Raw genomic sequence first — 23,700 nt, forward strand, 5'->3', positions numbered from 1 at the left:
TGGTCGTGGTAGGGCCAACTGCCCACCGAGCCACGGGTGCAGACCCAGGTATAGGTGTACGTCCCGCCGAACGGCACCGCCGTACCGGGCCGGTCGGGGTCGTCGGCCATCCAACCCCCGTCGTTGTCCTGGTCGTAGCGGACCCCGTGCGGATGGATGCTGTGCGGCCACTTGTAGTACGTGTCGTTGTTCTTGAAGTGCACCTTGATGACGTCGCCGACCTCGGCGCGGATCACCGGACCGGGGATGCCGCTGTTGGCCCCGATGCCGTGCGGGCCGGTGTCGGCCTTCAACGGACTGCCCCAGTCGGGGGTGTAGGCCCGGAAGCCGACCGCCTGATACGTGGTCTGGCTTTCGGTGAAGCGCATGCCCGTCATGCCGTCCGACCCGTTCGGTGCCGCGTTGTGCGCGAACGAGTCGGCCTGGACCCAGTATTCGCGGGTCCTGCCGCTGGGCTGGAAGCCGTCCAGCGCGAAGGGGTCGATCGCGGCCGGGCGACCGGCCGCCGCGGCCTGGGGCGCGGAGCCCGGCAGCGTCAGCGCCGCCAGCGCGCCGCCGCCGGTCATCGCGCGCAGCAGAGTCCGGCGACCGCTGCCGGAGAAGGTGGTCCGTACCGGAGGCGAAGCCATGAAGTCCTCTCAGAGGTGGATGCCGCACTACTCGTGGTCACCACTGTGGAGGCCTTCCGGCGGCCGGCGCCGTCCGTCCGGGCCGAGCGGGTGACGGGCGACCGGGGTACGGGGGCCGCCGGCCCTGCTGGGCAGCGGTCATACGCCCTGCTGGAAGGGGGAGTTGACCATCTCCCGCGCCTCCTCGTCACCCGAAGGGCGCATTCTGTCCCCCGCGCGGCCCTCCCGAGTGGCACATCGGTTGCGGCTCACGGACGGTGAGCATGTCGCCACTACGCTTTCCCGGGACGGTACGAGGCCGGCCCGGCGTACGTCGCGACGGAAGGAACGTCCCCATGCGTACTGCCCGCTCGATCCTGGCCGGTGCCGCCCTCACCGCCTGCCTCGCCATCGCCGCCCCGGCCGCCCACGCCACCGGGGCCGTCAACGCCTACGACCCGAGCGGACCTTCCGCCTCCGCCCACGACGGTGGGGACTGGCAGAAGGGCTCGGGCGACGAAGGCCAGCGCAGTGAGCCCGGAGAGCGGGGCGGCGAGGACCGCGCCGGCGACGGTGGCGACTGGCACAAGCCGCACGGCGGCATGCACACCGGTGGCGGCGGCCTCGCCCTGTCCGGTGGCAACAGCCTGGCCGCCGGTTCCGTCCTGCTGCTCGGCGGCCTCGGCGCCGGCGCGTGGGCGCTTCGCCGTCGCGGCGCGGGCAGCAACGCGACCGCGGCGCTCTGACGCGGACGGGACCGCCCTCTTGGGGCCTCGCGGTGACCTGACACACCGCGGGTGCCCCGCCGGCGCGTGACTCCGCACGCGCCGCCCGGCGTGGCCACCGCTCCCCCCGCGGTGGCCACGCCGGCCTCTTTGCCTCCCCGGCGCCGGCCTGCGCGACCGGCCGGCCCCAACCCGCCGGCCCCAACCAGCCGGCATCAGCCCGCACACCCCGCCCCGACCCCCCGCCCGCACCCCCGACCGCTCGCCGGGGCACTCGAAAGGCAGCACCCATGGCCGTGCAGTCCCCGCAGCGCGACACCCCTCCGGTCCCCGAACGCCGGCCGCGGGCGATGCGCTGGGCCGCCGCGGCGGCCCTGCTGGGCGCGCTGATGATGTACAACTCCCTGACCCACGCGCAGGGCCAGGCGCCGGTGAGCGGCCCGGTCGTCACCTCCCAGTCCGCGGCGTCCGGCCAGCAGGGCCCGCAGGGCGGGCAAGGGCAGCAGGAGCAGCCCGGCACACCGCCGCCCACCGGCGGCCCGTCGATGGCGCGCTCCGAGCCGACGCTGCTGTCCATTCCCGACATCGGGGTGAGCGCGCCGTTCACCAAGCTGTCGCTGGGCGCCGACGGCCGGCTGGAGGCACCGCCGGAGGACAACTCCAATCTGGCCGGCTGGTACGGGGACGGCCCGACGCCGGGGGAGCGCGGCAACGCCATCGTGGCCGGGCACGTCGACACCAAGACCGGACCGGCCGTGTTCGAGTTGCTGTCCCTGCTCAAGAAGGGCCAGCCGGTCGCCATCACCCGTGCCGACAACAGCGTGGCGCGCTTCACCGTCGACTCGGTGGAGACCTTCGCCAAGGACGACTTCCCGGACCAGCGCGTCTACGGGGACACCCCGGACGCCGAACTGCGGATCATCACCTGCGGCGGCACCTTCGACCACAAGAAGCAGGACTACCAGGACAACGTGGTCGTCTTCGCCCACCTGGACCAGGCGTCCCAGGGCTGACCCGGCGCCGGCCGGCCCCCGCCGACGGGGGCCGGCGCAAACCGCCCGGAACTGCCGGCTCCATTAAGCCCTTCCTTACGCTTCCTTAAGCCCGCCATAAGAACCTGCCGCACCGCCGCCAACTGGGCTTTTGTCCCTCGGCGTGGGGCTAGCGTGCATGCCGCGTCCCCTACTCCCGAGTACGAGGCAGGCAACCCCCCCATGGCAACCACCCACCGCCGTCGTCCCGGCCGCAAGGTCCAACTCATCGGCGCGGTCACCGCGGCCGCCGCGATCGCCGCCGGCGCCTTCGCCCTCGCCGGGCCGGCCAGTGCCGCGACGGTCGGTGCCGCGTATTCCAAGACCAGTGACTGGACGACCGGTTACACCGGGCAGTACGCGATCACCAACTCCAACAGCGCCGCCCTGAAGGGCTGGACGCTGAAGTTCGACCTGCCGGCCGGCACCACCATCAGCTCACTGTGGAACGGCGACTTCACCGTCTCCGGGCAGACCGTGACCGTCACCCCGGCGAGCTGGGACAGCAGCATCGCGCCCGGCGGTTCGGCCTCGGTCGGCTTCGTCACCCACGCCGCGACCCGGGCCGCCGACCCGGTCAACTGCCTGATCGACAACACCAAGTGCTCGGTGTCGGACCAGCCCACGCCGACCCCGACCGGCCACCCGACGGCGACAGCGACCGTACCGCCGACCCAGCAGCCGACGGCCCAGCCCAGCCGGACGCCGACGCAGAAGCCGACGCAGACCCCCACCCAGCAGCCCACCCAGTCGCCGGCCCCGACCGCGACGCCCACCCCCACCGCGGGCAGCGGCTCCACCGCCTCCAGCGGCTTCGCGCCCTACGTGGACACCTCGCTGTACCCCGCCTACAACCTCACCGGCGCCATGAGCGCCAACGGGGTCAAGCAGTTCAACCTCGCCTTTGTCGTCTCCGGCGGCGGCTGCACCCCCAAGTGGGGCGGCGTCACCGACCTCGGCAGCGACGCGGTGGCAGCGCAGATCGGCGCGGTCCGGGCGGCCGGCGGCGACGTCCGGGTCTCCTTCGGCGGCGCCAACGGCAGCGAACTCGCCTCCGCCTGCACCTCCGTCACCGACCTGGCGAACGCCTACGGCAAGGTCATCGACCAGTACAAGCTGACCAAGGTGGACTTCGACGTGGAGGGCGGCGCGCTGCCGGACACCGCGGCCAACACCCGCCGCGCCCAGGCGATCGCCCAACTCCAGCGCAGCCACAGCGGCCTGGAGGTCTCCTACACGCTGCCCGCGATGCCCACCGGCCTCACCCAGGACGGCATCAACCTGCTGTCCAACGCCAAGAGCAACGGTGTCGACGTGCACGCGGTGAACATCATGGCGATGGACTACGGCTCCTCGTTCAACGGCGACATGGGCCAGTACGCGATCGACGGCGCCACCGCCACCCAGGCCCAGGTCAAGAGCGTGCTGGGGCTGTCCGACGCGGCCGCCTGGAGCAAGATCGCGGTCACCCCGATGATCGGCCTGAACGACGTCAACACCGAGACGTTCACGGTCGCCGACGCCACCCAGCTGGTCACCTTCGCCCGGACCAAGCACCTCGCCTGGCTGTCGATGTGGTCCGCGACCCGTGACAAGCAGTGCGCGGGCGGCGCGCAGAGCTGGGCGGACGCCTCCTGCAGCTCGATCACGCAGAGCGCCGGCGCCTTCTCCAAGGCGTTCGCCGCCTACACGGGCTGATCCCGAACCACCCCGAGACCACCGGCCGTTCCTCTCTCCCCCCCACGGGAGAGGAGCGGCCGGCTCGTTGTCGTGCTGCGGTCACGGTCCGGCGCCGCCGCGGCGCGCCGATGCTGCGGTGCGGCGGGACAGCACCCTCGAACTGCCCCACCGCACCCGTCCCTTCAGGATGCCCCGTCTTCCTCCGTGACATCCGGAAGGACGTTGTCGCGGGCCACCGCCGCGTACCAGTGCGCGCTCCGCTTCGGGATCCGCCGCTGGGTGGGGAAGTCGATGTACACCGCGCCGAAGCGCTTGCTGTAGCCGTAGCCCCACTCGAAGTTGTCCATCAGCGACCACAGGAAGTAGCCGCGCACATCGGCGCCGTCGGCCAGCGCCCGGTGCACCGCCGCGAGGTGGCCGCGTACATAGGCGATCCGCTGCGGGTCGTTGACCGCGCCCTCCGGGGAGACGTAGTCGTCGTAGGCGGCGCCGTTCTCGGTGACCATCATCGGCAGCTCGGGGTGCTCCCGGGCGATCCGCATCAGCAGGTCGTACAGGCCCGACGCGTCCACCGACCAGCGCATCGCCGTGGTCTCGCCCGGCGACAGGTGGAAGGCGACATGCTCCGAACCCGGCCACGGCGAGTGGTCGCTGGCGCCGTGGCCGTCATTGCGCGTCAGGTCCGCGCCGTCGCCCAGCGCCCGGCCGTCCGAGACCAGCGTGGGCGTGTAGTAGTTGACGCCCAGCAGGTCGATGGGCCGGGAGATCTCCGCGAGGTCGCCGTCGTGCACGAGGGTGTCCCAGTCCACCAGGTGCGCGGTGTCGGCGAGCAGGTCCGCCGGGTAGGCGCCGCCGAGAACAGGGCCGAGGAAGACCCGGTTGCCCACCGCGTCGATCCGGCGGGCCGCGTCCAGATCCGCGGCCGAGTCCGAAAGCGGCCTGATCTGGTGCAGGTTGAGGGTGATCGAGGTCTGCGCGGTGGCCGGCAGCACCGCCCGCAGCGCGCCGATCGCCCTGCCGTGCGCGAGGTTGAGGTGGTGCACCGCCTTCAGCGCCGCCTCCGGGTCGGTGCGGCCGGGCGCGTGCACCCCGGAGCCGTAGCCGAGGAAGGCCGAGCACCAGGGCTCGTTGAGCGTGGTGAAGTACGGCACCCGGTCGCCGATCGCGCCGGCCACGATGCCGGCGTACTCCGCGAACCGCTCGGCGGTGTCCCGCACCGTCCAGCCGCCGACGTTCTCCAACTCCTGCGGCAGGTCCCAGTGGTAGAGGGTGGCGACCGGGGTGATCCCCCGCGCCAGCAGCTCGTCCACCAGCTGCCGGTAGAAGTCCAGACCGCGCTGCACCGCCGGACCGCGCCCGGTCGGCTGCACCCGCGACCAGGACACCGAGAAGCGGTACGCGCCCAAATTCAGGTCGGACATCAGGCCGACGTCGTCGCGGAAGCGGTGGTAGTGGTCGGCCGCGATGTCACCGGTGTCGCCGTTGAGCACCCGGCCTGGAGTGTGGCTGAAGGTGTCCCAGATCGAAGGGGTGCGGCCGTCCTCGGCCGCGGCGCCCTCGATCTGGTAGGCGGCGGTGGCCGCCCCCCAGACGAAGCCGGGAGGGAAACGGAGCGGGGCCGGTGCCCCGGCGTCTTCGGTGCTCGCGGCCGCGGTGCTCGCGGTGCTCAGGGCACTCGCGGCGCCGGCGGCGCCTGCGGCGCTCCCGGCGCTCTTGGAACGGACAGCTGTCATGGCGGGGGACTCCAAGGGGAATCAGGGGGTCGTCGGGGGACGGACAGGGGCGGCGGGCTCACCGGGAGCGGCTCGGGGATCGCAGCCCACGGGCTCAGCTCTTGACCGCGCCGGCCGTGATGCCGCCGACGATCTGCCGGCCGAGCACCGCGAACACCAGCAGCAGCGGCAGCGTCGCCACCAGCGCGCCGGTCACCACCACCGCGTGGTCGATGGTGTGGTCGCCGGATCCCAGCCCGGCCAGCGCGACCTGAACCGTCGGGTTCTGCTGGTTCAGCGCGATGAACGGCCAGAAGAAGTCGTTCCAGGACTGCACGAAGACCAGCATCCCGAGCACCGCCATGGCCGGCCGCGCGATCGGGAACACCACGTGCCAGATGATCCGCATCGAGTTCGCGCCGTCCACCCGGGCCGCCTCGACCAGCTCCACCGGCAGCGCCTCGGCGAGGAACTGCCGCATGAAGAACACGCCGAACGCGGCCACCAGCGACGGCAGGATCACCGACTGGATGTGGCCGACCCAGCCCACGTTGGTGATGATCTGGTACAGCGGGATGACGGTGAGCTGCGGGGGAATGGTCATGGTCGCCACCACCACCGTCAGCAGCGCGTTGCGGCCGCGGAACTGCAGCTTGGCGAAGGCGAATCCGGCCAGGGTCGCGAACAGCACGGTGCTGAAGGCCACGCAGCAGGCCACGATGCTGGAGTTGACCAGGGCCGTGGTCATGTCGACCTGGTCCCAGACGATCTTCAGGTTCTGGATCAGGTGGCTGCCGGGCAGCAGCGGCGTCGGCGGCGTGACGATGTCGGTGTCGGTGTGCGAGGCCGCCACGACCGTCCAGTACAGCGGGAACAGCGAGACGAGCGTCGCGATGATCAGGAAGACATAGGCGAAGGGTCCGCCGTGCTGCTGCTTGCCGGCGCCCCGGCCCGCAGCCGGAAGCGCCGGGGCCGGTCGGCGGTGACGGCGGCCTGCTCGCGGCCCGACGGCAGTACCGGCTGGGTGAGTTGTGCCATCGGTCAGCCTCCCAGCTTCCGGCGGTTGTTCCTGCGCAGCACGAACAGCTGGACCGCGCCGATCAGCAGCAGGATCAGCAGCATCACCCAGGCCACCGCGGACGCCTGGCCCAGCTCGCCGATCTGCCAGCCCTTGTCGTACATGTACAGGCTCAGCGTCTGGTATTGGTGCGCCGAGCCGCCCGAGGCGCTGTTGCCGCCGTAGATGAGCGGCTCACCGAAGAGCTGAGTGGCGCCGATGGTGGAGACGATGATGGTGAAGAAGATGGTCGGCCGGATCGACGGGATGGTCACACTGATGAACTGCCGCCACCGTGAGGCCCCGTCGAGCGCCGCCGCCTCGTACAGATCGGCCGGCACCGCCTGCATGGCGGCCAGGTAGATCAGCGCGTTGTAGCCGGTCCAGCGCCAGGTCACGATCGACGAGATGGCTATCTGGGCCGGCCACTTGGAGGACGACCACTGCACCGGGTCGACCCCGAGGTGCCCGAGGAGCTGGTTGATCATCCCGTAGTCGGGATTGAACAGCTGCACGAACACCAGCGAGGCCGCCGCGATCGAGGTCGCGTAGGGCGCGAGGACCGCGACCCGGAAGAAACCGCGCGCCTTCAGCTGGTAGTTGAGCAGGTGGGCCAGGCCGAGCGCCATCATCAGCTGCGGCACGGTGGAGATCACGCCGAGCGTGAAGGTGTTGCGCAGCGCGGTCCAGAAGAACTGGTTCTTCCACAGCTCGGTGTAGTTCTTCAGGCCCACCCAGTGGGCGGTGGTGCCGAGTTGGACCTGGTTGAGGGAGAGCCAGCCGGTGTAGATCAGCGGGAAGAGCCCGAAGGCCGCGAAGCAGAGGAAGAAGGGGGCGATGTACGCGTACGGCGACGCCTTGGTGTCCAGCCGGTACAGCTTGCTGCGCCAGCCGGCTGGGGCGCGGCCGTCGGACGCCGCCCTGACGGAGGTGGCCACGAGGGCGTCCTTCCGGTAGGGGAGCGGGCGAGGGTGGGAGGGTACGGACGTGCTGGTGCGGGCCGCCCGGCAGGCGGGGGAGGCGCTGCCGGGCGGCCCCGTGCCGCGCTCGGTGCTACTGGCCGACCTTGTCCTGGACCTGGGCCTTCACATTCGACCAGGCCTTGTCCTTCGAGGTCCCGCGCTGTTCCATGTCGAGCAGCCCGTTCTGGGTGATGGTGTCCTTCACCACGCTGTCGTTCGGGCCGATCGGGGCCGGCTTGATGTCATTGGCGGTGGCGGTGAAGATCTTGCCCACCGGAGTGCCCGGGAAGTAGTCGTTGGTGGTGTTCAGCACCGCCGGGTCGCTCAGCGCCGCCTTGTTCGACGGGATGTTGCCGAACTTCTGGAAGACCTTGACCTCCTGGGCCGGGGCGGTCAGCCACTGGGCCAGCGCGGTGGCCTCGGCCACGTGCTTGCCGGTCTTCGGCACCCCGAGGAAGGAACCGCCCCAGTTGCCGGCCTGCGGCGGCTGGGCGATGTCCCACTTGCCCTTGTTGGCCGGGCCGGAGTTGGTCGCGACCTGGCCGATCATCCAGCTCGGGCAGGCGACGGTGGCGAACTTGTTGGTCTTGAAGGCCGCGCTCCAGGTGTTGTTCGCGTCGAACTGCTGGAGCTTGGCGGTCAGTCCGTCCTGCACCGCCTGGGCGGACAGGTCCCAGGCCGTCTTCACACCGGTGCTGGTGTCGTAGATCAGCTTGCCGCTGTCATCGGTGTACTGCTGGGTCTGGCTGGCCAGAACCGCGTTGAACAGACCACTGGCGGAGTCGGTGAACGCCACGCCGGCCGGCGCCTTCGCCTTGAACCGCTGGCCCACCGAGACGAACTTGCTCCAGTCGCCCTGCCACAGCGCCGCGACCGCGTCCCGGTCGGTCGGCAGGCCGGCCTGCTGGAAGAGGTCCTTGCGGTAGCAGATCGCGGTCGGGCCGACATCGGTGCCCACCCCGATGATCTTCCCGTCGGTGGTGGTGGCTTCCTTCTCCTTGTAGTCCAGCCAGTCACTGGCCTTGAAGCCCTTGACCGTGTTGAAGTCCACGAACTTCGACGCGTACTGCGGCTGGACGGCGTTGGCGACGAAGCCGATCTCGATCGCCTGGATGTCGTCCAGACCGCTGTTCTGGGTCAGGTGCAGCTTGAGGGAGTTCCAGTACGCCCCGCTGTCCGAGACGTTGTCCTCGACCACGGTGATGTTGGGGTGCAGCGCGTGGTACTCGGAGAAGAGCTTGGCGCCGGTCTTGTCGTCGTAGCCGAACGATCCGAAGTCGCCGATGCGCAGGGTGATCTTCTCGTTCGCGGAGGACTTGCCGCTGCCCCCGCTGCCGGAATCCTTGCTGTTGCTGCTGCAGCCGGTGATCAGGGTCGCGCAGGCTGCGAGACCCGCGACCGCGATGACGGCGGCCCTGCGGGTTCTGCCGGAAGTGCGCATTCCACTCTCCTTGTCAGGGTGGGTCGGCGTGCGGGTGCTGCTGTGAGCGCCATGGATGAGGTGCTCCGGACGACTGCTCCGGACCACCCAAGTATGGGAGCGCTCCCACTAAGCTTTCCGGAACAGTCACGCCTCGGGGGGTCCAGTGTCAAGACGTGAAGACGTTTTCGTTGCCGGAACGTGTCCGCGGCTGAGGCGGGATCACTTCTTGAACTCACGTCACCACCAGTCGCGTACAACTGCCGCACGAGCTCCGCACGCCCCGGCACTACCGCTGAGCGGCGCGGTAAGCATGGCCTTGTATCGTGGGAGCGCTCTCAAACGGCCGCGGACGCGACCATGGCGGGCGCTAAGGTGGCGCGACGGTAAGCCAGCAGGAGGCGGAAGTGGCCATGAACGGGCGGCACAGCGGACGGCCCACCCTGGAAGAGGTGGCCGTGCGCGCCGGGGTGGGGCGCGGCACGGTGTCGCGGGTGATCAACGGCTCGCCCCGGGTCAGCGACCGGGCCAAGGCCGCCGTCGAGGCCGCCATCGCCGAGCTGGGCTACGTACCGAACCGGGCGGCCCGCGCGCTGGCCGGCAACCGGACCGACGCCATCGCGCTGGTCATCCCGGAGCCGGAGACCCGGCTGTTCGCCGAGCCGTACTTCTCCGACATCATCCGCGGCATCGGCGCCGAACTGGCCGACACCGACATGCAGTTGCTGCTCACCTTGATCCGTACGCCCAAGGAGCGGTCCCGCTTCGGCCAGTATCTGGCCGCCCACCGGGTGGACGGCGTCCTGCTGGTCTCCGTCCACGAGGACGACCCGCTGCCGGACCTGCTGGAACAGCTGGAGATGCCGGCCGTCCTCAACGGCCGTCGCAGCGACCTGGAATCCGTCTCGTACGTGGACGCCGACAACGTCGGCGGGGCGCGGGCGGCCGTCGCCCACCTCATCGCCCGGGGCCGCCGCCAGGTCGCGACCATCACCGGCCCGCTGGACATGTACGTGGCCCGCTGCCGACTCGACGGCTACCACCAGGCGGTCGCGCAGGCGGACGTCCGGCCCGCCGACTCGCTGGTGGCCGGCGGCGACTTCACCGAGGAGGGCGGCCGGCGGGCCATGCGCGAGCTGCTCTCGCGACGCCCCGACATCGACGGCGTCTTCGCCGCCTCCGACGTGATGGCGGCGGGCGCACGGGCGGTGCTGCGGGAGATGGGCCGCCGGGTGCCCGACGACGTGGCCCTGGTCGGCTTCGAGGACTCCGCGATCGCCCGCCACATGGACCCCGCGCTGACCTCCGTCCGGCAGCCGACCGAGGAGATGGGCCGGACCATGGCCCGGGTGCTGCTGGAGGAGATCGCCGAGCGGGCGTCGGTGCGCCGGCACGTCGTGCTGGCGACGGAACTGGTGCAGCGGGACTCGGTCTAGCGGTCGCGACCGGGGTCCGGACCGGGGTCCCGAAGCAGGTCCGGGCCGGGAGGGTCGGGCCCGGGGGGCGGGCCGGGGGTCCGGGCCTTGGTCGCGGCTGGGCTCACGGTCCGGCCCGAGGGCCCGCGCCGGGGGGCCGGCCGGTCGCGGCGGCCCCGTTACGGTGGCGGCTGTCCCGGCGGCGTACGGTGCGACGGCCGGTGGTGCGACGGCGTACGGTCGGCTCCGGGCCGGTCGCCCGGGCGTTTGACCGGGTGGCTGATGATGGCGGTCTCGGTGTGCGTGATGCCGAGGCCGGTCAAGTCCTCGGCGAGGAAGGCGTAGAGCGCCGCGAGATCGCGCACCCACACCGCGGCGTAGAGATTCGCCGCGCCCGAGGTGGCGAACGCGCCGTGCACGGCCGGGTGTTTGGCGAGTCTGCGGCCGGCCGCGTCGAGGAAGTCCGGCGGCACCCGCAGCATCACGCTGGCGTCGACGGCCAGCCCGAGCCGGCGCGGGTCGACGACGACCTGGGTGACCAGCCCGCCCTCGGCGGTGAGCGCGGCCAGGCGGCGCCGTACTGTCGACTGCGGAAGGCCGGTGCGGTGCGCGAGGGTGGTGGCGGGCAGCCGCGCGTCGTCCGCCAGCGCCGCGAGCAGTGTCCGGTCGGTGTCGTCGAGGTCCCCTCGCGCCGGGGTGAACGGCGGTGTGAGGGCGCTGCGTTCGGCCGCCGTCAGCACGTCGTGCCGCCACTGGGTGGCGAGCCGGAACACACGCAGCACGGTCGCCGCCTCCACCGCCGTGACCGCCTGGGTGGAGGGCAGCTGCCGGAAGACCAGCGGGTCCCGCGACCCCGGCCGGGTCCACGCCACCGCCAGGATCTCGTCCCCCGCGGTAGTCACATCGATGAACGGGATGTCCTCGCGGGCCGCCAGCGCGGCCGTGATGGTGTCCAGCTTGCCGCGCAGCACCCGGATCCGCAGCAGTTGCGCGCCGAGCCCGTCCGGCCCGGGCGCGGCGGGCACCACCACCCGCACGGTGCCGTCGCCCAGCAGCGCCTTCCACCGCAGCCGCACCCGGCGCGGGCTGATCCCCAGCGCCTCGCCGGCCGCCTCCGCGCCGAGCCGGCCGTCGCACTGCAGCGCGGCGACCAGCCGCTGGTCCTCCGCGGTGAGGACGCGGTCCGCTGGGGCGGGAGGCGACATGGCGGGTCATTCCGATCTGCTGGTGGCGGGGTGCGTTTTCGCTCACCGTACGCGCCGATAGGCGTCGGATAGGCCACCTCGGAGCGGCGAATCGGCGAATCCACCCACTACGAGGCCGCCGAGCCGCACTACCGAGCGGGCCGGACCCAGGATGGAGGAACCGCTCGCAGCCACTGAACCGGAGGCCGAAGCCATGACCACGCCCCTGCCCGCACCCACCCCCGCCGCTGCCCCCTCCTCCGCAGCCGCAGCCCCAGCCGCAGCCGCACCCGCCGCAGATGCCGCCCTGCTGGCCGGGATGGCCGCGGCCGCCGAGGAAGCCGGCCGTGTCCTGCTCCGGGCACCCCGCCCCGCCCCCTTCCTGACCTTCCCGGAGTTCGCCGCGGCCTACCGCGCGCTGGAGGCACCCGTGATCGCCGTACTGCGCGAACACCTCGACGCGCTGCGGCCCGGCGTCCCCTGGACCGAGGAACTCGGCACCGAACTGCCCGCCCGGGGCGAGGCATGGATCGTCGACCCGGTCGACGGGGCCGTGCAATACCTGCAGGACCTGCCGTACTTCTGCGTCAGCCTCGCCCTGATCCGGGACGGCGAGGCGGTGGCCGCCGTCCTGCACGCACCCACGCGCGGTGAGACGTACCGCGCCGCCGCCGGGGCCGGCGCGACCCGCGACGGCGCCCCGATCGCCCCCGCCGCCAAGCAGGATCTGCGCATCGCGATGCTTGCCAACAGCGCGCCGCCGGACATCGCGAGCCGGCCCGCCGCCGCCGAACTGAGCGGCCGCTCCCAGGCCGCCGTCCTCCCGCACGTCGGCGCCGTCCGCAACCTCGGCCCCACCTCCTGGCAGATCGCCGATGTCGCCGCCGGCCGCCTCGACGCCTTCTGGCAGTACGGCCAGGACGCCACCAACCTGCTCCCCGGCGCCCTGATCGCCCGCGAGGCGGGCGCCGCCGTCACCGATGCGGCCGGCCGCCCCTGGACCCCCGCGTCCCCCTCTTTCCTGGCCGCCGCCCCAACCCTGCGGGCCGCCCTGCTGCGACTCCTGCCGGGGTCCGCGGACCCGGCGCCCGGGCGCGCCGAACAGGCTGAACAGGCACGCTGAACAGGCACCACGAGGCGGCGGGCGCGGTCGCCCGCGCATGCCCCGCACGCGCTCCCGGACAGCACCCCGCGTTAGGGTTTTCGGCATGGCGGACACCGCGCGCGTGCTCGACGCAGACCCGGATCTTGCCGCGTGGGCGCGCGGACTGACGGACGCCGGGGCCGCCGACGTCGAGGTGGCGGTGCCGCGCGGGACGGCGCTGGCCGATGTGCTGCTCGACCTGGGCGTGGCGCCCGACGACGTCAACCCCGTGCTGGCGGCGCGCGCCGAACTGGCCGGCGACGCCACGCTGAACCGGCTGCTGGACCGGTGCGTGGCCGTGCTGGCCCGGGACATGGGCGTTCCGGGCGGCGGACCCGGCGGCGGTGTGCGGCCCGGCCCCACGCTGCCGCCGCTGCCCGCCGAACTGGGCGCCGCCGGGCACTGGTTCGCCCTGTTCGCGCTGATCGGTGCGTTGCCGTACACCCGGGCTTACCACCGCGCCCGCGGCGTCCCGGAGGAGACCAGCCGCCGTACGCTGGCGGATACCGGCCGCCACCTCAGCCTGCACCGCCGCCGGCACGGCATCCCCGGGGTCCTCCACGCCTACTGGCTGGCGCGCGCGTTCCGCGGCACGCTCTACCAACTCGGCCGGCTCCAGTTCGAACGCGTCCGGCTCGGCGGCACCATGGGCCGTACGCTCGCCGCCGAAGGTGCCGCCGCCGGGCCGGACGCGCCCGCGCTGATGATCCATATCCCGGATTTCCGGGGTCCGTTGACGCCGGATGCCTGCCGGGAGTCGCTCACCGCCGCGCGTGCGTTCTTCCCGCGTCATTTCCCCGACGAGCCGGCCGCGGTGGCGGTCTGCTTTTCCTGGCTGCTCGACCCGCAGCTCGCCGGGTACCTGCCGCCGACCTCCAACATCCTCGGCTTCCAGCGTCTCTTCCACGCCGCGCGGCCCAACCCCGAACCGGACGACCGCACCCCGATCGGCTTCGTCTTCGGCGACCCCGAGCTTCCCCTGGCGTCCCTCCCCGCCCGTACCACCCTCGAACGCGCGATCACCTCCCATCTGCGGGCCGGCCGCCACTGGCACACCGCGAGCGCCTGGCTCGCCCTGTGAAAGGCTCGGGCCCAGTAGCGGGCCCCCAGTAGCGGGCCCGGCGGCGGACTCAGCAGCGCGGCCGACAGCAGCGGGCGGCCAACGGAAGGCGAGCGGCGTGGCGGACGAGGAGACCCAGCGGCGGCGGGTGGTGGAGTGGCAGGACCCGCTCGTCACGGCGGCCGGCATGGCGGGACGCAGCGGGCTGGAGTTCCTGCGCGCGATGGCCGACGGTGCGATACCCGTGCCGCCGATCCTGCTGACCCTCGGCATGCGGCTGGAGTCGGTCGGCGACGGGGAGGCGGTCTTCGCCCTGGAGCCCGCGGAATTCCACTACAACCCGATCGGATCGGTGCACGGCGGCGTCTACGCCACGCTGCTGGACTCCGCGGCGGGCTGCGCCGTCCAGACCCGGCTGCCGGCCGGCACCGGCTACACCAGCCTCGACCTCAGCGTGAAGTTCCTCGGCGCGATCCGGGTCGGCTCCGGCACCGTGCGCTGCACCGGCCGCGTCGTCCATCTCGGCCGCCGCACCGCCCTGGCCGAGGCCCGCATCGAGTCCGCCGACGGCCGCCTGCTGGCCACCGCCACCAGCAGTTGCCTGCTGATCACGCCGTAGCGGACCGGGAACACGCCGCCGGGGGCGGAACGCGGACCCATGGGGTGGATCCGCGCCCCGCCCCCGGCGGTTTTTGTGGGGGGATCGGGAGGATGGTTCAGGGAGGTCCGGGATCATCCCGAGCGGGACGATCCCGGCCGAGCGGGATCGTCGTCACCAACCGACGGCGATCTCCATCCACTGCGGGTTCTGCTGCGAGGCGTACGCGGCCTGACCGGCCACATCGTCGTACGGGAAGCCGTAGGCGAGGTGGTTGATCGCGTGGTCGTGCCAGAACTTGGCGTACCAGTTGGCCGGGTCGCCCGAGTAGAACTTCGTCGGGTCCTGCTGCTGGGCGGTCGGCAGGGTCGCGGTGTGGCGGTTGAGCGCCGCGCACATCGTCGGGTTGCCGGCCAGCGAGCCGGCGCAGCCGAAGATGTTCGAGGTGGGCTCGTTGACCCCGACCGAATTGGCGTACGCCGTGTAGTAGTTGGCGTTGACGCCACCGGTCTGGAAGCTCGGGTCGCTGCCCGGGGCGATGATCCGGTAAGGCGCCTGGGTCTGCGCGAGCACCTTGAACTGCTGCGGCACCGCGGCCTGGAACTGCGCGAAGGTGGCGTCCCGGCTCTGGTTGAACAGGTCCTGGCTGTCGCCGAGCTGGATCTCCGAGCCGTCGTGCGAGTGCAGACGCATCGCCAGCGGCAGGCCCCAGGCGTCCACCCGGGTGGTGTTCCCGTTGAAGACGGTGGCGCCGATGGTGAACTCGATGAAGTCGTAGTACTGGCTGTTCGGCGAACCGAGGTAGAAGTACATCCGGCCCGACGAGTTCGCCGGCATGTCGAAGTACGGCTGGTCGGCGATCGAGTGAACCTGGCCGTTGAAGCTCCAGTACACCTGGCTGTCCGGGTACTGGCCGTTGGTCCGGTTGAGGATCTTCAGTTCCATCACGTTGTGCGCGGCCGGGATGTCACTGGTGGTGCCCCAGAAGGCGTCGCTGGGCGGCGAGGTGGGCGAGGTGGGCGGCGGGGTGGTGCCGGTGCCGCCCTGCACGTGCACCTGGAACTCCCACAGGGAGTAGCCGTACGCCGTCGCGCGGGCGGTGCCGTAGACGCGGACGTAGCGGCCGGTGCCGGTCACGTTCAGGTTCTGCACGCCGCCGGTGCTCGTGGTGGTGGTGTAGACGTCCGTCCAGGTGGTGCCGTCGGTGGACGTCTGGATCTTGAAGCCGGAGGCGTACGCGGCCTCCCAGTTCAGGCCGACCCCGCAGACCTGCTGCGACGAGCCGAGGTCCACTTCGAGCCACTGCGGGTCGCTGAACGCGCTGGACCAGCGGGTGCCGGTGTTGCCGTCCACGGCCGCGGAGGCGGGCGTGCCGGCGTTCTCGGTGGAGGAGGCGGTGGCGGTACGGTTCAGCGCCGCGTTGTCGGTGCTGCAGGTGGCCGGCTGGGTGGATCCGCCACCGGGGCCGTAGACCTGGAACTCCCACAGGGAGTAGCCGTACTGCGTGGCGCGGACCGTGCCGTACACCCGGACGTAGCGGCCGGAACCGTTTACGGCCAGATTCTGCACGCCGCCGGTGCCGGTGGTGGTGGAGTAGACGTCCGTCCAGGCGGTGCCGTCGGCGGAGGTCTGGATTTTGAAGGATTTGGCGTACGCCGTCTCCCAGTTCAAGGTCACCTGCGAGATCGTCTGCGACGAACCGAGGTCGACCTGGAGCCACTGGGGATCGGACGCCGCGCTGGACCAGCGGGTGCCGGTGTTGCCGTCCACGGCCGCCGACGCGGGCGTACCCGCGTTCTCGGTGGAGGACGCGGTGGCGGGCTTGCCCTGCGACAGCAGCGAGCCGGCCGCGCGGGCCGGGGACTGCGCGGTGACGACGAGCGCGACACCGGCCACGAGGGCGATCAGCAGGGCAAGGATGAAGTACGGCCGGGATCTGTCGTGCCGCCCTGGCCGCCGGCGCACCAATGTGGCTGTGCTGCCTGACATGTGTTCTCCTCAACCGGGTGGGGGTCCGTGATGGAGGCCGGAACGCCACTGAGAGCGCTCTCTAGCGAGGTGATGTTTACAAGGCGCGTACACCCCCGTCAATAAGTTGTTCAATACTGGTGTGTTGGCGCCTCGGCGATTTCGAGTCTCGAACGGACAAGTGCCTGTTCAGCGACCATCGGTGCGGCCGGGCCCGAAAAACCGGTGTACCGGTGCGACGGAGGGGAAAGGACGTGCGCGTCGGCATCACCGGTCACCGCGGACTGCCGCAGGACCTGGCGCGGACCTTGCGCCCCGAACTCGCCGCGGTGATCAGCGAGTACGACGCGGACGGACTGGTGGGCGTCTCCTGTCTCGCGGACGGGCCGGACGCCTGGTTCGCCCGGTCCGTGCTGGACCGCGGCGGACGGATCGAGGCCGTGATCCCGGCCGAGGACTACCGCGCAGTCTCCCGCCGTCCCATCACGCTCTGTACGACGAACTGCTCCGGTGCGCCTCGCTGGTGCACCGGACCGGACGGAGCACGTCGAAGCTGACCGACGGCTCGGCGCCCGCGCCGAAGCCCGGGGGCTATCGTTCCGGCATGCGCTGTGGGATATGCGGGTCCGTGCGATTGAGCCCTGTCGCGCGCCTGGTCTCAGGACTCCAGGCTAGAGATCGCCTGCGCCTGAAGTTCGCCCGTCCGGCCCTCTTCAAGCGGCGGCCGACCGTCGACGCCGACCTCGCCCGGGCCTGTCTCGACTGCGGGGCGGTCTTCCCCTTCCTCGACGCCTTCGACCGCCGGCAGCTCGCGGCCATGGTGGACGGCCTGGACGACGTATGAGGGTGCGCGGGGACAGGCGCACCCCATCGGCGTGCCCGGCGGATCCCCCGGCCGGACCGTGTCACCCGGGCGACGGGGAGCCCTTAGAGGCCAACTCCGCCCCGGCCCAGCGGAAGGTCGGTTTTTGGCCTTCTCGCCGGCCGGCGCCTCGCTGACCCGCTGTCCCGGCGCCGAGCGGTGCCGGCGGCCGGGCCTGTGGATTTCCGCCGGGTCATATCTGTAAGTACCGGGCGCAAGTGAAGGAATCGGACCCTGATACCGGCCGGTCGCACCCGCCGTCCCCCGCACGGGCAGCGACCAGGAGGCCGGCGCGGGGACACAAGAATGAGGCCGCCGCCCGCTTTCGCGGGGCGGCGGCCTCATTCGGCAGGGTGAGTGACGGGACTCGAACCCGCGGCATCCTGGACCACAACCAGGTGCTCTACCAGCTGAGCTACACCCACCATGAGCGGCGCTTTTCCTACTGGGGTGGCGCCGCCTGAAAAAGTGTACAGGGTTTGGAGGGGTGGTCGCGCCAGACTTTCCCGGCGGCCCGCCGCAGGCCCGCAGAGGGTGGAAAACCGCAGGTCAGTGGCCCGGCTTGGCGGCAGACCGGTCGGCGGTCACGTCGGCCGGCAGGACGTGCTTCGCTGCGATCGCGCGGACCGTGTCCGTGTCCGGCCCGGGCGGCGCGACGAAGACGGCCTCGCGGTAGTAGCGCAGCTCGGCGATGGATTCGCGGATGTCCGCCAGCGCGCGGTGGTTGCCGTTCTTCTCCGGGCTGTTGAAGTAGGCCCTCGGGTACCAGCGGCGGGCCAGCTCCTTGATCGAGGAGACGTCCACGATCCGGTAGTGGAGGTGCTGCTCCAACGTGGGCATGTCACGGGCCAGGAAGCCCCGGTCGGTGGAGACCGAGTTCCCGCACAGCGGCGCCTTGCGCGGCTCCTTGACGTGCTTGCGCACATAGGCCATGACCAGCTTCTCCGCCTCGGCGAGCGTCACCCCGTCGTCCAGCTCCTTGAGCAGGCCGGAGGAGGTGTGCATCTGGCGGACGATGTCCGGCATCGACTCCAGCGCCTCGGCGGGCGGGCGGATCACGATGTCCACCCCCTCGCCGAGCACCTTCAGCTCCGAGTCGGTGACCAGTGCCGCCACTTCGATCAGCGCGTCGTGCGCCAGTGACAGCCCGGTCATCTCACAGTCGATCCATACCATCCGGTCGTTCATATGTCTCACCCTACGGGGCGATCACGGGGTCCCGGCAGTGCGGCGCCGAGGCCGCGTGCGGTCCGCAGCCGGTTGCGGCCCGAGGGGTCCGAGACCTCGGGCCGGGCCGGCTGGTCGGGAACCCGCGCGGTGTAGGTGTCCGGGTCGGCCTTCGCCGGTGCGGCCAGGATCTGGGAGACCGGCCCCCGGCGCAGGGCCGGCAGCTCCGCGGGGGGCAGTGGGCGGTCCGGCCGGTCCGGTCGGTCCGGCCGATCCGGCTCGTCCTGCGGCCGGCGGGCCCGGTAGGCGGCCCGGTAGGACGCGGGGGAGGAGCCGAGCTGCCGCCGGAAGTGGCCGCGCAGCGCCACCGGGGAGCGGAAGCCGCAGCGGCCGGCCACCTCGTCCACCGAGTAGTCGGACGTCTCCAGCAGCCGCTGCGCCTGCAGCACCCGCTGGGTGATCAGCCACTGCAATGGCGCGCTGCCGGTCAGCGACCGGAACCGCCGGTCGAAGGTCCGCCGGCTCATGTAGGCGCGCGCGGCCAGCGCCTCCACGTCGAACTGCTCGTGCAGGTGCTCCAGCGCCCAGGCGACGACCTCGGCCAGCGGGTCGGCGCCGATCTCCTCGGGTAAAGACCTGTCCAGGTGCCGCTGCCCGGTCTGCCAGTCCGACCGCCGGGGCGGTACGACCAGCCGCCGGGCCAGCGCCGCCGCGGCCTCGGTGCCGTGGTCGGTACGGACCACGTGCAGGCACAGATCGATACCGGCGGCCGTGCCGGCCGAGGTCAGCACGTCCCCGTCGTCCACGAACAGCTCGCGCGGGTCCACATGAACCGACGGATAGCGCTTCGCGAGGGTGGGCGCGTACATCCAGTGGGTGGTGGCCGGCCGGCCGTCCAGCAGTCCGGCCGCCGCCAGCACGAAGGCGCCGGTGCACAGCCCGATGATCCGGGCGCCTTCCTCGTGGGCGCGGCGGATCGCGTCCAGCGCCTCGGGCGGCGGCGCCTGGGATATCGAGCGCCAGGTCGGCACCACCACGGTGCCGGCCCTGGACAGCGCCTCCAGCCCGTAGGGCGCGGTCAGTTCGAGGCCGCCGGTGGTGCGCAGCGGACCTTCCTCACCGGCACACACCAGCAACCGGTAGCGCGGCACGCCCGCGTCCTGGCGGTCGATGCCGAACACCGAGAGCGGTATGGAGCTCTCGAAGATCGGCCCGCCGCTGAACAGCAGCACCGCGACGACTTCCGGTCGGCGTCGCGCGGAGAGTTTGCGAATGGCGCGAGGCGATGCCGATGGTGCTTGCGACGGACTGTCCGTCGCCGTACCGGAACTGGACTCCTGGCTCATGGAGCTCAAGCCCCCCTCGAATCGACGCGTCGTCCCCTCGGTCCTGCATGTTCTCCCCCGCGAGGCCACCCATGATCAAATCTACTGTGTCAGGTGGGACGTTAGTGACAAGTTCACCATCTGACGCTTAGTCGACAAGATAACGTGGCGTAAAGCGTTCGATCACGAAGCGTTTCACTCCGAGCGCTCGCTGGGAAGTACGCCTCGCGTCACTCGGGCCCCGGAAGTCACCTCCTGGGTCACCGCGCATCGTAGAACCGCAGGTGGCGGAGGTGTTAGCCGGGCCGAAGTCCAACGCCCGCACCACGCACAGAAGTTGGCCGAAAATCGCTGTTCGTCGGACCGGTGTGCGTAAAAGGGCGCCAAGGGTGCCCCGGTCGGCAGGGCGACCGGGGCCTGACCTAGGCCGTACGGGTGAAAAAGGGTGCGCCCCCGCGGTGCGCCCATGCGCTGAACCATGCTGCGAGTTGGCGGGATGGCGTTGCGTTCATGGCTCCGCTCCGGCATCCTCCTGGAAACTCCGGGTACCGGAGAAGCTGTGAGGACCCCGCCGACTCTGTGCAGGCGGACTTCACGGCCGTACTCTGGAGAGAGTGGGACGGGAAGTGGCGAACTGGCCGAAACCGGCCGCAGCGACGCCCCGCCTCCCTTTCATCGTCCTGTCCGCTGCTCGGCGCGTCAGCGCCGCCTTCGCCGACGAGAATCCGCATCATGGCCGGTCATGAGTTTTCCGAACCCGCCGACGGCAGGCCGCTCGCCGATGCGACGGCGCCGACCGAGCCGGCCCTCGCGGCGCGGCACGCCTGCGATCCGGCCTTCCGGCACGGCGTCGTGGTCGGGTTCGACGGTTCCGTGTCCAGCGAGCGCGCCCTCTCCTATGCGATCGGCATGGCGCGCAGAACGGGTTCCGCGCTGATCATCGTGCATGTGGCCAATCGGCTGCCGGCCACCGTATGGGCCGGCTGCGAGCCGCCGGTCTTCGTGGACGTTCCCGACCACCGCACCGAACTGCTGGGCCTGGAGCTGGCCTGCTCGGACCATCTCGCCGAGATCTCCTGGGTGCTGGTGGAGCGCGGCGGCGACATCTGCCACGAGTTGGAGGAGGTCGGCCGGGAGTACGAGGCCGACGCCATCGTGGTCGGCGGTACGCAGGGCCTGGTCGGCCGGATCTTCGGCTCGGTGGCCGGGCGGCTCGCGCGGCGGGCCCAGCGGCCAGTGGTGGTGATCCCCTAAGGGCCCCACCGGTCGGTGGGGCCCTGCTCCCGCACCGGTACGGCTCACCGGCGCGACGGCCGCGGCTCCCGTACGGCCGTCGGCCCGGTACCCGTACGGCGCGCCGGCCCGGACGCTCGTACGGTTGCCGGGCCGCCGCTCGTACGGTTGCCGGTCCTGCGGCTACTCCACCGTGACCGACTTCGCCAGGTTGCGCGGCTTGTCGATGTCCCGGCCGAGGGCGAGTGCCGTGTGGTAGGCGAACAGCTGCAGCGGGATGCCCATCAGGATCGGGTCCAGCTCGTCCTCGTTCTTCGGTACGACGATCGTGTGATCGGCCTTCTCCTGCTTCTGGTGGGCGACGGCGAGGATACGGCCGCTGCGCGCCTTGATCTCCTCCATCGCCGCCCGGTTCTTCTCCAGCAGATCGTCGTCCGGCACGATCGCCACCGTCGGCATGCCCGGATCGATCAGCGCCAGCGGTCCGTGCTTCAACTCGGAGGCCGGGTACGCCTCGGCGTGGATGTAGCTGACCTCCTTCAGCTTCAGCGACGCCTCGCGGGCCACCGGGTAGCCGCGTACCCGCCCGATGAACAGCATCGACTTGGCGTCCGCGTACTGCTGGGCCAGCAGTTGGATCTCCGGCTCGGTCTTCAGGATCTCGTCGATCTGGTTCGGCAGCCGGCGCAGGCCCGCGATGATCCGCTTGCCGTCGGCCACCGACAGGTCCCGGATCCGGCCCAGGTGCAGTGCCAACAGGGCGAAGGCCACCACCGTGTTGGTGAAGCACTTGGTGGACACCACGCACACCTCGGGCCCGGCGTGCACATAGGTGCCCCCGTCGGCCTCCCGGGCGATCGCCGAACCGACCACGTTCACCACGCCCAGCACCCGGGCGCCCTTGCGCTTGAGCTCCTGCACGGCGGCCAGCACGTCGTAGGTCTCACCGGACTGCGACACCGCGACATAGAGCGTGTCGGGGTCCACCACCGGATTGCGGTAGCGGAACTCGGACGCCGGCTCGGCGTCGGCGGGGATACGGGCCAGCTCCTCGATCAGCTGGGCGCCGATCTGGCCGGCGTGGAAACTCGTGCCGCAGCCCAGGATCTTGATCCGCCGCACCCGGCGCGCCTCGCCCGGCTCCAGGTTGAGCCCGCCCAGGTGCACGGTGGCGAACTTGTCGTCGATCCGGCCGCGCAGCACCCGGTCCACCGCCTCGGCCTGCTCGGCGATCTCCTTGTGCATGTACGTGTCGTGGCCGCCCATGTCGTACGACTCGGCCTCCCACTCCACGGTGGTCGGCGTGGCGGTGGTCCGCGACCCCTCGGTGGTGTAGGTGCGGAAGTCGTCGGCCTTGAGCGTGGCCATCTCGCCGTCCCCGAGGGTGACGACCTGCCGGGTGTGGGTCACCAGCGCGGCGACGTCCGAGGCGACGAACATCTCCTTCTCGCCGATGCCCAGCACCACCGGGGAACCGTTGCGGGCCACCACGATCCGGTCCGGGAAGTCCTTGTGCAGCACCGCGATGCCGTAGGTGCCCTCGATCGTGTGCAGCGCGTCGCTGACCTTCTGCTCCAGCGTCTCGGCCGGCGAGCGGGCGATCAGGTGGGCCAGGACCTCGGTGTCGGTCTCGGACGTGAAGACGACGCCCTCGATCAGCAGCCGGGCCCGCAGTTCGGACGCGTTGTCGATGATCCCGTTGTGGACGACCGCGACCTTCTGCTCGCCGTCCAGATGCGGGTGGGCGTTCTCGTCACTGGGGGCTCCGTGGGTGGCCCAGCGGGTGTGCGCGATCCCGGTGGTGCCGGCGAACCGCTTGGGGATGCGCTCCTCCAGGTCGCGGACCCGGCCCTTGGCCTTCACCGTCCGCAGATCGCCCGACTTGCCGGTGATGACGACGCCGGCCGAGTCGTAGCCCCGGTACTCCAGCCGCTGCAGGCCTTCCAGCAGCAGCGGCGCGACGTCACGCCTGCCGATGTAGCCGACAATTCCGCACATGTGTCGTCCCTCTCGGTCGTCCTCGGCCGGTGGTCCCGACCTGTTGTCTTCCGGCCTGTTGTCTTCCGGCTGGTCCTGCGGGGGTGCTGCTGGAGGGTGCTGGGTCCTGCCGGGTTCCTGCTGGGTCCTGCTCGGTCCTGCTGGGGATCAGGTACGGCCGATCCGGCTCTGCCGACCGGGTCAGCCGACTGGACTCAGCCGTAGACGATCCGGCGGAGCTGGCGCTGGGAGAGTCCCGCCGGGGCCACCGCCCGGTGCGGCAGCTCCTCGCCGATCCGCTCGAAGATCTCGTTGTTCACCAGGCCCTTCGCCTGGAGTTCGCGATGCCTTCTGCGGACGAACTCCTCCGTCGTCTCGTCGAAGTACGCCAGGACGTCCAGCACCACGCGGACGGCCTCACCGCGGTGCAGCGGCGTGGTCCGCACCAGGTGGTCGATGAGGTCCTCGTGGGACGTCCGGCGTTCAAGCACTTGTCGATACTGGTGTGATCACCTGAGCTTTGCAAGAATCCTGCCCGATTCCGGGCAGCTCTTCTGCATTTCCGCGGCTGA

At 71.3% G+C, this 23,700-nt stretch carries 21 protein-coding genes and 1 tRNA gene; 10 read left to right on the plus strand and 12 right to left on the minus strand.

The window, feature by feature from the left end; genetic code table 11:
* On the minus strand, nucleotides 1-629 hold a 629-nt coding region (locus GA0115240_RS37655; RefSeq protein ID WP_202451644.1), incomplete at its 3' end, for a multicopper oxidase domain-containing protein.
* Between the two features lie 335 nt (nucleotides 630-964).
* Here GA0115240_RS37655 and GA0115240_RS22565 point away from each other — a divergent pair.
* The 3 genes from GA0115240_RS22565 (at nucleotide 965) to GA0115240_RS22575 (ending at nucleotide 4,062) form a co-directional block, all read left to right on the plus strand.
* Nucleotides 965-1,354: a hypothetical protein gene (locus GA0115240_RS22565; protein WP_093739037.1), complete on the plus strand. Its 390-nt coding sequence runs from the start codon at nucleotides 965-967 to the stop codon at nucleotides 1,352-1,354.
* Between the two features lie 269 nt (nucleotides 1,355-1,623).
* Nucleotides 1,624-2,346 carry a class F sortase gene (locus GA0115240_RS22570; RefSeq protein WP_093739039.1) on the plus strand — a complete coding sequence of 241 codons (723 nt, stop codon included), beginning with the start codon at nucleotides 1,624-1,626 and terminating at the stop codon, nucleotides 2,344-2,346.
* Nucleotides 2,347-2,547: 201 nt separating this feature from the next.
* Nucleotides 2,548-4,062: a cellulose binding domain-containing protein gene (locus GA0115240_RS22575; protein ID WP_093739041.1), complete on the plus strand. Its 1,515-nt coding sequence runs from the start codon at nucleotides 2,548-2,550 to the stop codon at nucleotides 4,060-4,062.
* 164 nt (nucleotides 4,063-4,226) lie between these two features.
* Here the strand turns inward: GA0115240_RS22575 and GA0115240_RS22580 are convergent, their stop codons facing one another.
* The 4 genes from GA0115240_RS22580 to GA0115240_RS22595 all read right to left on the minus strand — a co-directional run bounded on the left by GA0115240_RS22580 (nucleotide 4,227) and on the right by GA0115240_RS22595 (nucleotide 9,216).
* Nucleotides 4,227-5,777 carry a GH1 family beta-glucosidase gene (locus tag GA0115240_RS22580; protein WP_093739043.1) on the minus strand — a complete coding sequence of 517 codons (1,551 nt, stop codon included), beginning with the start codon at nucleotides 5,775-5,777 and terminating at the stop codon, nucleotides 4,227-4,229.
* Nucleotides 5,778-5,871: 94 nt separating this feature from the next.
* Nucleotides 5,872-6,801, minus strand: a complete 930-nt coding sequence (locus GA0115240_RS22585; protein ID WP_093739045.1) for a carbohydrate ABC transporter permease — start codon at nucleotides 6,799-6,801, stop codon at nucleotides 5,872-5,874.
* Complete coding sequence (locus tag GA0115240_RS22590) at nucleotides 6,798-7,751, minus strand: carbohydrate ABC transporter permease (protein ID WP_093739047.1); 954 nt, start codon at nucleotides 7,749-7,751, stop codon at nucleotides 6,798-6,800. The genes GA0115240_RS22585 and GA0115240_RS22590 overlap by 4 nt, the downstream gene beginning before the upstream one ends.
* 115 nt (nucleotides 7,752-7,866) lie before the next feature.
* The gene (locus GA0115240_RS22595; RefSeq protein WP_093739049.1) at nucleotides 7,867-9,216 is read right to left on the minus strand and encodes an ABC transporter substrate-binding protein; all 1,350 of its coding nucleotides are present in this window, start codon (nucleotides 9,214-9,216) and stop codon (nucleotides 7,867-7,869) included.
* A 392-nt stretch (nucleotides 9,217-9,608) separates the two neighbouring features.
* Here GA0115240_RS22595 and GA0115240_RS22600 point away from each other — a divergent pair, with 392 nt between their 5' ends.
* Nucleotides 9,609-10,631: a LacI family DNA-binding transcriptional regulator gene (locus GA0115240_RS22600; RefSeq protein WP_093739051.1), complete on the plus strand. Its 1,023-nt coding sequence runs from the start codon at nucleotides 9,609-9,611 to the stop codon at nucleotides 10,629-10,631.
* 158 nt (nucleotides 10,632-10,789) lie between these two features.
* On the opposite strand, the gene GA0115240_RS22605 is transcribed toward GA0115240_RS22600, so the two are convergent.
* Nucleotides 10,790-11,815, minus strand: a complete 1,026-nt coding sequence (locus GA0115240_RS22605; protein WP_093739053.1) for an Lrp/AsnC family transcriptional regulator — start codon at nucleotides 11,813-11,815, stop codon at nucleotides 10,790-10,792.
* Between the two features lie 193 nt (nucleotides 11,816-12,008).
* Between GA0115240_RS22605 and GA0115240_RS22610 the strand changes: the two genes are divergently transcribed.
* The 3 genes from GA0115240_RS22610 to GA0115240_RS22620 all read left to right on the plus strand — a co-directional run bounded on the left by GA0115240_RS22610 (nucleotide 12,009) and on the right by GA0115240_RS22620 (nucleotide 14,617).
* Nucleotides 12,009-12,917, plus strand: a complete 909-nt coding sequence (locus tag GA0115240_RS22610) for an inositol monophosphatase family protein (protein WP_202451645.1) — start codon at nucleotides 12,009-12,011, stop codon at nucleotides 12,915-12,917.
* Nucleotides 12,918-13,002: 85 nt separating this feature from the next.
* Nucleotides 13,003-14,019, plus strand: coding sequence for an acyltransferase domain-containing protein (locus GA0115240_RS22615; RefSeq protein ID WP_161302380.1), 1,017 nt, complete (start codon nucleotides 13,003-13,005; stop codon nucleotides 14,017-14,019).
* Between the two features lie 166 nt (nucleotides 14,020-14,185).
* Nucleotides 14,186-14,617, plus strand: coding sequence for a PaaI family thioesterase (locus tag GA0115240_RS22620; RefSeq protein WP_093739134.1), 432 nt, complete (start codon nucleotides 14,186-14,188; stop codon nucleotides 14,615-14,617).
* Between the two features lie 153 nt (nucleotides 14,618-14,770).
* Here GA0115240_RS22620 and GA0115240_RS22625 read toward each other — a convergent pair whose 3' ends face one another.
* Nucleotides 14,771-16,585: a discoidin domain-containing protein gene (locus tag GA0115240_RS22625; RefSeq protein WP_093739057.1), complete on the minus strand. Its 1,815-nt coding sequence runs from the start codon at nucleotides 16,583-16,585 to the stop codon at nucleotides 14,771-14,773.
* A gap of 233 nt (nucleotides 16,586-16,818) precedes the next feature.
* Here GA0115240_RS22625 and GA0115240_RS22630 point away from each other — a divergent pair, with 233 nt between their 5' ends.
* Both GA0115240_RS22630 and GA0115240_RS22635 read left to right on the plus strand, forming a co-directional pair.
* Nucleotides 16,819-17,121, plus strand: coding sequence for a hypothetical protein (locus GA0115240_RS22630; RefSeq protein WP_093739059.1), 303 nt, complete (start codon nucleotides 16,819-16,821; stop codon nucleotides 17,119-17,121).
* 71 nt (nucleotides 17,122-17,192) lie between these two features.
* Nucleotides 17,193-17,408: a hypothetical protein gene (locus GA0115240_RS22635; protein ID WP_141708933.1), complete on the plus strand. Its 216-nt coding sequence runs from the start codon at nucleotides 17,193-17,195 to the stop codon at nucleotides 17,406-17,408.
* 370 nt (nucleotides 17,409-17,778) lie between these two features.
* Here the strand turns inward: GA0115240_RS22635 and GA0115240_RS22640 are convergent.
* The 3 genes from GA0115240_RS22640 to GA0115240_RS22650 all read right to left on the minus strand — a co-directional run bounded on the left by GA0115240_RS22640 (nucleotide 17,779) and on the right by GA0115240_RS22650 (nucleotide 19,939).
* Nucleotides 17,779-17,851 (minus strand) — tRNA-His (locus GA0115240_RS22640).
* Nucleotides 17,852-17,975: 124 nt separating this feature from the next.
* Complete coding sequence (gene orn, locus GA0115240_RS22645; protein WP_093739063.1) at nucleotides 17,976-18,614, minus strand: oligoribonuclease; 639 nt, start codon at nucleotides 18,612-18,614, stop codon at nucleotides 17,976-17,978.
* 5 nt (nucleotides 18,615-18,619) lie between these two features.
* Complete coding sequence (locus GA0115240_RS22650) at nucleotides 18,620-19,939, minus strand: helix-turn-helix domain-containing protein (protein ID WP_093739064.1); 1,320 nt, start codon at nucleotides 19,937-19,939, stop codon at nucleotides 18,620-18,622.
* Nucleotides 19,940-20,650: 711 nt separating this feature from the next.
* Here GA0115240_RS22650 and GA0115240_RS22655 point away from each other — a divergent pair.
* On the plus strand, nucleotides 20,651-21,172 hold the full coding sequence (locus tag GA0115240_RS22655; protein WP_093739066.1) for a universal stress protein: 522 nt from the start codon (nucleotides 20,651-20,653) through the stop codon (nucleotides 21,170-21,172).
* Nucleotides 21,173-21,334: 162 nt separating this feature from the next.
* Here GA0115240_RS22655 and glmS read toward each other — a convergent pair whose 3' ends face one another.
* Both glmS and GA0115240_RS22665 read right to left on the minus strand, forming a co-directional pair.
* Nucleotides 21,335-23,149, minus strand: coding sequence for a glutamine--fructose-6-phosphate transaminase (isomerizing) (glmS, locus tag GA0115240_RS22660; protein ID WP_093739068.1), 1,815 nt, complete (start codon nucleotides 23,147-23,149; stop codon nucleotides 21,335-21,337).
* A gap of 194 nt (nucleotides 23,150-23,343) precedes the next feature.
* Nucleotides 23,344-23,619, minus strand: a complete 276-nt coding sequence (locus tag GA0115240_RS22665; protein WP_093739070.1) for a hypothetical protein — start codon at nucleotides 23,617-23,619, stop codon at nucleotides 23,344-23,346.
* Nucleotides 23,620-23,700: the final 81 nt, after the last annotated feature.

It is taken from the genome of Streptomyces sp. DvalAA-14 (genome assembly GCF_900091855.1).
Classification (GTDB): domain Bacteria; phylum Actinomycetota; class Actinomycetes; order Streptomycetales; family Streptomycetaceae; genus Actinacidiphila.